Annotated in this window: 5 protein-coding genes; all 5 read left to right on the forward strand. The window is 33.5% G+C overall.

Annotated features, from left to right (window positions below; all coding sequences use genetic code 11):
* Positions 1–25: 25 nt before the first annotated feature.
* Entirely contained in the window at positions 26–520 is a 495-nt protein-coding gene (locus tag LAB100_RS10220; protein ID WP_119327426.1) for a QueT transporter family protein, read from the forward strand.
* Positions 521–598: 78 nt separating this feature from the next.
* The gene (locus LAB100_RS10225) at positions 599–1,798 is read left to right on the forward strand and encodes a glycosyltransferase family 4 protein (protein ID WP_119327427.1); all 1,200 of its coding nucleotides are present in this window, start codon (positions 599–601) and stop codon (positions 1,796–1,798) included.
* Complete coding sequence (locus LAB100_RS10230; RefSeq protein WP_119327428.1) at positions 1,791–2,825, forward strand: glycosyltransferase family 4 protein; 1,035 nt, start codon at positions 1,791–1,793, stop codon at positions 2,823–2,825. The genes LAB100_RS10225 and LAB100_RS10230 overlap by 8 nt, the downstream gene beginning before the upstream one ends.
* Positions 2,825–3,868, forward strand: coding sequence for a lysylphosphatidylglycerol synthase transmembrane domain-containing protein (locus tag LAB100_RS10235; protein WP_119327429.1), 1,044 nt, complete (start codon positions 2,825–2,827; stop codon positions 3,866–3,868). Before LAB100_RS10230 ends, LAB100_RS10235 begins: the two co-directional genes overlap by 1 nt.
* On the forward strand, positions 3,868–5,931 hold the full coding sequence (locus LAB100_RS10240) for an LTA synthase family protein (RefSeq protein WP_119327430.1): 2,064 nt from the start codon (positions 3,868–3,870) through the stop codon (positions 5,929–5,931). The genes LAB100_RS10235 and LAB100_RS10240 overlap by 1 nt, the downstream gene beginning before the upstream one ends.
* Positions 5,932–6,252 lie beyond the last annotated feature (321 nt).

A 6,252-nucleotide genomic window follows, 5' to 3' on the forward strand; every position in this document is an offset into this window, starting at 1 on the left:
TAATTAAAACAGTGGAGGTTTTACTTTGAGTAATTTAAAGACAAGAGATATTACACAATTGGCATTGATTGCTGCTCTTTATGTAGCAGTGACGATTGCTCCTGGAATTTCAGCATTTTCTTACGGTCAAATTCAATTTCGAGTTTCCGAAATTTTGATGTTATTGCCATTCTTCAATCATAAATACAGTTGGTCTTTGATCGTAGGTTGTTTTGTTTCAAATATTTTCAGTGCTTCTTTAGGAGTAGCTGATTTGATTCTAGGAACATTAGCAACTGCTATTGCCTGTCTAATTATCACTAGGATTCCGTCAGAAAATAAATTCTTATGGGCTGTACCAGTAGTTTGTGCAGTCGTTAATGGAATTATTGTCGGTGCAGAATTGCATTTCATTTTGAAATTGCCATTCTGGTTGAACTTTGTAACAGTTGGTTTTGGTGAACTAGTTGTAGTTGCAATTGGTGCTGTGATTTTCTATTTCTTGATGCAAAATAAGAGTTTCAGTAAATTAATAAGGTAAGACAGAGATGAGGGAAGTGATTCCCTCTTTTTTTTGTTATAATCTACTTTATAAAGTATTGTGAGGAGATGTGTCTTTATGAATATCGGAATTTTTACCGATACATACTTCCCTCAAGTTAGTGGGGTAGCAACATCAATCCAGACATTGAAAAACGACTTAGAGAGAAAGGGTCACTCAGTTTATATTTTTACAACGACTGATCCTAATGTTCCTAAGAACACGATTGAACCAAATATTTTTCGTCTAGCAAGTGTGCCTTTTATTTCATTTACTGATAGAAGAATTGCAATTCGTGGGATGTTTCATGCGGTTGATTTAGCTAAAGAATTAAAACTAGATATTATTCACACACAAACAGAGTTTTCGCTTGGTATGATGGGTAAATTCGTTGCAAAACAACTGAAGATTCCATTTGTTCACACATATCACACAATGTACGAAGATTACTTGCATTATGTTTTAAATGGTCATCTTTTGAAGCCATATCACGTAAAACAAATGACGAGACTTTTTTTGAAAAATGCTTCTGGCGTTGTGGCTCCAAGTAAACAAGTCAAGGAAACAATGGATCGCTATAATATCAAAACGCCTATTTCAATTATTCCAACTGGTGTTGATTTATCTGAATATACAAAACCTGTTAATGCTTCAATAGTTCGAGAAAAACTCGGTATTTCTGAAGATACACCGGTTATTTTGATGTTAAGTCGAATTGCTTTAGAAAAGAAAATTGACCATATGTTGAAATCAATGCCGGAATTGTTGAAATATAATCCTAAGATTATGCTAGTTATTGTTGGTGATGGTCCAGATATGGATGAGTTAGTTCAAATGAGTCATGATTTAGGTGTGAGTGATAATGTTATTTTTACTGGTGAAGTGGAGCATGATCAAATTTCACCTTATTATCACATGGCTAATTTATTTGTTTCTTCAAGTGATACTGAATCACAAGGTTTGACTTATATTGAAGCGATTGCATCAGGTACAAAGATTGTCGTTAGAAGTGCACCTTATACTGATGCCTTGTTGACGGATCCTTCAGTTGGTGTAACATTCAACGAAGATGACCAATTAGTACCTAAGATTGAAACGTATTTGGATCATCCTAATTCATTTGATGATCGAGAAGCGCGTCAAAAGGTATTATATGGTATTTCATCTGATGGATTTGGTAATGCAATTCTTGATTTTTATCGTCGAGCTGAGGATTACTTTGTGAGAGAAAAACTTTCCGATTCATCAATAGATCCAGAGGAGTATTCTAATGATTAAAATAAACATGTTTTCATCTGCAGATAAGGTTGCCGGACAAGGCGTCGGTAGTGCTTATAAAGAATTGATCAATTTATTGCAAGATCATTTCAGCGATGAGTTTGATGTCAAAATAAATGATTATCATACGAGCGATTTAAGCCACTATCATACGATTGACCCACAGTTTTACTTGTCTACATTTTCTAAAAAACGTGGTCGTAAAATAGGTTACGTGCATTTTCTTCCAGAAACATTAGAGGGAAGTATCAAATTGCCAGAGCCTGCTAAGAGTATTTTTTATAAATATGTCATCAGTTTTTATAAAAGGATGGATCAAATTGTTGTAGTAAATCCTACTTTTATTGATAAGTTGGTTGCTCATGGTTTGGATAGAAATAAAATTAAATATATTCCTAACTTTGTTTCAACGGATAATTTTTATGAAAAAACGGCTCAAGAAAAAGCTGATTTCCGTAAGAAATTAGGTATCCCTGAGGATAAATTTGTTGTATTTGGTGATGGCCAAGTGCAAGAGCGTAAGGGTGTTGACGATTTTTATAAACTAGCTCAAACGAATCCGGATATTGAATTTATCTGGGCAGGTGGTTTCTCATTTGGTAAGATCACTGATGGTTATGATCGTTATAAGGATATGATCGACAATGCACCTGCTAATATGAAGTTTACGGGGATAGTTGATAGAAATGATTTGGTCAACTACTATAATATCTGTGATTTATTCTTGTTACCTTCATATGATGAATTGTTCCCAATGTCAGTTTTAGAGGCTTTCAGTTGTGGCGCACCAGTTCTCTTGCGTGATCTTGAATTATATCGTGCTATTATTGATGGTTATTATCAAAAAGCTGATGGTTTTTCTGACATGAATGCTTTTATTAACAAAGCGAATCAGGATCGTTCCATTCTGGATGGCTTCAAGAAAAAATCAAAAGAAGCTGCCGATCAGTACTCAGAGGAAAACTTGAGTAAAATTTGGTATGATTTCTATACGAGTCAATATAATATTGCTAAACGGGATAAATAATGAGTAGAAAACAAATAGCAGCACTTTTTGTAATGCTAGGATTAGGAATTGGTATTTTCTGGTGGGAAGCTAGAAAAATTGATTTCAATTCTTTAGTTTCAACTTTTAAGAGTTTAAATTACTTCTGGCTAGCGGTAGCATTTTTATCGATCTTACTATCGTATGGTGTGGAAGCAATGGTTTTGCATACTTTATTAAAGAAAAAAGAAGATCGAAAGTTTGGTTGGTGGGAAATGTATCGTATCCCATTGATTCAAGCTTTGTTTAATGCGATAACACCTTTCTCATCTGGTGGTCAACCAGCACAATTAGTTGGATTGATGCAGTCTAAAATAGATGGTGGTAGAGCGAGTTCGGTTTTATTGATGAAGTTTGTTATTTATCAAGCGATGGTTTTGGTTAACTTTATCATTGCAATGGTAGTAAGTTTTAACAGTGTGGCAAAACATTTTTCGGGTTTGGCTACGTTGATTGTATTTGGAATGGTTATTCATGTAGTGACTATTTCGTTCTTATTGATGATTATGTATTACTATGACTTCACCAAAAAGATGGTTCAATTAGTTTTAAAACCAGTTTTGTTTTTTCTTAAAGAAGAAAAACGTGATAGAATTTTACAGTCAGCTATGAACAGTATTGACAGCTTTTATAAAGAAAGTTTAGTTTTGAAGCAAGAGAAGAAAAAAGTTATTAAAGCTTCATTACTGACTATTGTTCAACTGTTTTTATATTATTTTGTAGTTTACTTTGTATTGTTGGCATTAAATTGCGATCATGTAAATGTTATTGATGTTTTAGTTATGCATATTATGATCGTTATGATTGTCTCGATTTTCCCAATCCCTGGTGGATCAGGTGGGGCAGAGTTCAGTTTCAAGACATTGTTTGCTGGATTTATACCTTCTCCGTCAGGATTAATTTTGGGAATGTTTTTATGGAGATTTATTACGTATTATTTGGGGATGTTCTTAGGGATTATTGCTGTTTCGAAGAAACCGAAAATTGGACAACAAGTTGCTAATAAATCTATGGAGCGAAAATAATGAAGCGTATTACTAAAAGTATTTCTAATTTTTTAAATACTAGGCTGGGTTTTGTAGTCCTAGCTGTATTTTTATATACTCTTAAAACTATCTATGCTTATGAAACAAAGTTTAACTTAGGTGTTAAGGGTTCAATCCAAACATTTTTAATGATTATTAATCCAATTCCAGTTATGTTGCTGCTATTTGGTATTTCATTATATATGAAAGGAAGAAAGTCTTATATCTTCCTACTGATTGTTGATTTTTTGGATACAGTTTGGTTATTCTCAAACATTTTGTACTATCGAGAGTTTTCAGACTTTTTAACAATGGTACTTATTAAAGGGTCAGGATCAGTTTCAAATAACCTTGGTAAAAGTATTCTGGGTATTTTAAAACCTACTGATTTCTTAGTTTTTATTGATGTTATTATCTTGATATTATTGTTGTCATTTCATCTTATCAAGATGGATGTCAAACGTTTAAACTGGAGAATACCAGTTTTAGTTAGTTCATTGGCTGTTTTGTTGTTCGGAGCTAATTTAACTTTGGCTGAAAGTGATCGTTCGCAATTATTGACGAGAACTTTTGATAATAACTATATAGTTAAGTATTTAGGACTCAATGTCTTTAATGTTTATGATATGGTTAAGACGACAAAAACCAATGCAGTTAAGTCACAAGCTAAGAGTTCAGACATTGATTCAATTGAGAAGTATATGAAGAATAATTATGTTCAGCCTAATGTAGAATATACAGGGGTTGCTAAAGGTAAGAATGTCTTCATTATTCATTTGGAGAGTCTGCAACAATTTATGATCGACTTTAAGTGGGATGGACAAGAGGTTACTCCTAACTTAAATAAGCTTTATCATGAAGATGATACTTTAAGTTTTGATAATTTCTTTAATCAAGTTGGACAAGGTAAGACAGCTGATGCTGAGTTAATGTTAGAGAACTCACTCTTTGGTTTACCAGAAGGTTCAGCTATGGTTACCGATGGTACAACTAATACCTTCCAAGCTGCTCCAGCAATTCTGGATCAGGATGGCTATACAACAGCTTCATTCCATGGGGATGTTCCAAGTTTCTGGAATCGTGATAATGCATATAAATCATGGGGTTATGATTACTTCTTTAGTTCTAATTACTATAAGGAAAAGAAGAGCTATAATATCGGCTATGGTATGAAAGATAAGATTTTCTTGAAAGATTCGGCTCAATATATTGAACAATTACCACAACCTTTCTATGCTAAATTAATTACTGTCACAAACCACTATCCATATACATTGGATAAAAAGAATCAAAGTATTTCTAAGACTGATACTGGTGATAAGACTGTTGATGGTTATGTTCAAACTGCACGATATTTGGATGAATCAATTGGTGAGTTTATGGCTTGGTTGAAGGAAACTGGATTAGATAAAAATAGTATGGTGGTACTCTATGGTGACCACTATGGTATTTCTAATAATCACAAGAAGGCAATGGCTAAGCTAACTGGAATTAAAGGGTTCAATGAATTCAATGATGCTCAGTATCAACGAGTACCATTTATGATCCATATGGATGGCTTAAAAGGTGGTATTAATCATACTTACGGTGGTGAGATTGATGTCTTGCCAACATTGTTGAATCTATTGGGTGTCGATAATAAGAATATGATTCAATTCGGTAGTGATTTACTATCCAGTGAACATTCACAGGTAGTTGCCTTTAGAAATGGTAACTTTGTTTCACCAACAGTAACTAAGGTTGGAAGTACATACTATAATACTAAGACTGGTAAAGTAGATAAGAAGATATCTGCAGCTGAGAAGGCAAAACTATCTAATAAGGTGACGACAGAATTATCATTGTCAGATCGTGTTATTAATGGGGATCTTCTCAGATTCCATAAGTTGCCAGGATTTACGGCTGTTAATAAGAAGGACTTTTCATATAAGAAGAGTACAGCTTTGAAAGCACTCAAGAAGGCACAAAAGAAGAATGGTACAAGTCTTTTAGCACAAAACGACAATAAGTCTATGGTTGATCTGTATCAAACAGATGCACCAGAATTAAATTCTGACAAATAATAAAAGCATCGGAAGCAAACTTGCTTCTGATGCTTTTTTCTATGGACAGATAAGTATTTATGGTAGTAAAATAACCACATATATTGCAATACGAATTAGTTTTTGAAAAAAATTCAACTTTTTTGTAAAAAAGGGTTGCACACACCTTTCCTAATTGGTAATATATATCTTGTTGTTGCGACAGAGCAACGGCGTCAACGCTTTGAGGCTTAACTGCTTCTCGTTGATGCCTCAAATTATTTTTAAAAAGTTCTTGACTTGATCTTGTAACTTCGGTAAGATAATTAAGTTGTCTGTTAGACATCACCTAACTTTTTATCA

The sequence above is a fragment of the Companilactobacillus musae genome (assembly GCF_003967595.1).
Classification (GTDB): Bacteria; Bacillota; Bacilli; order Lactobacillales; family Lactobacillaceae; genus Companilactobacillus; species Companilactobacillus musae.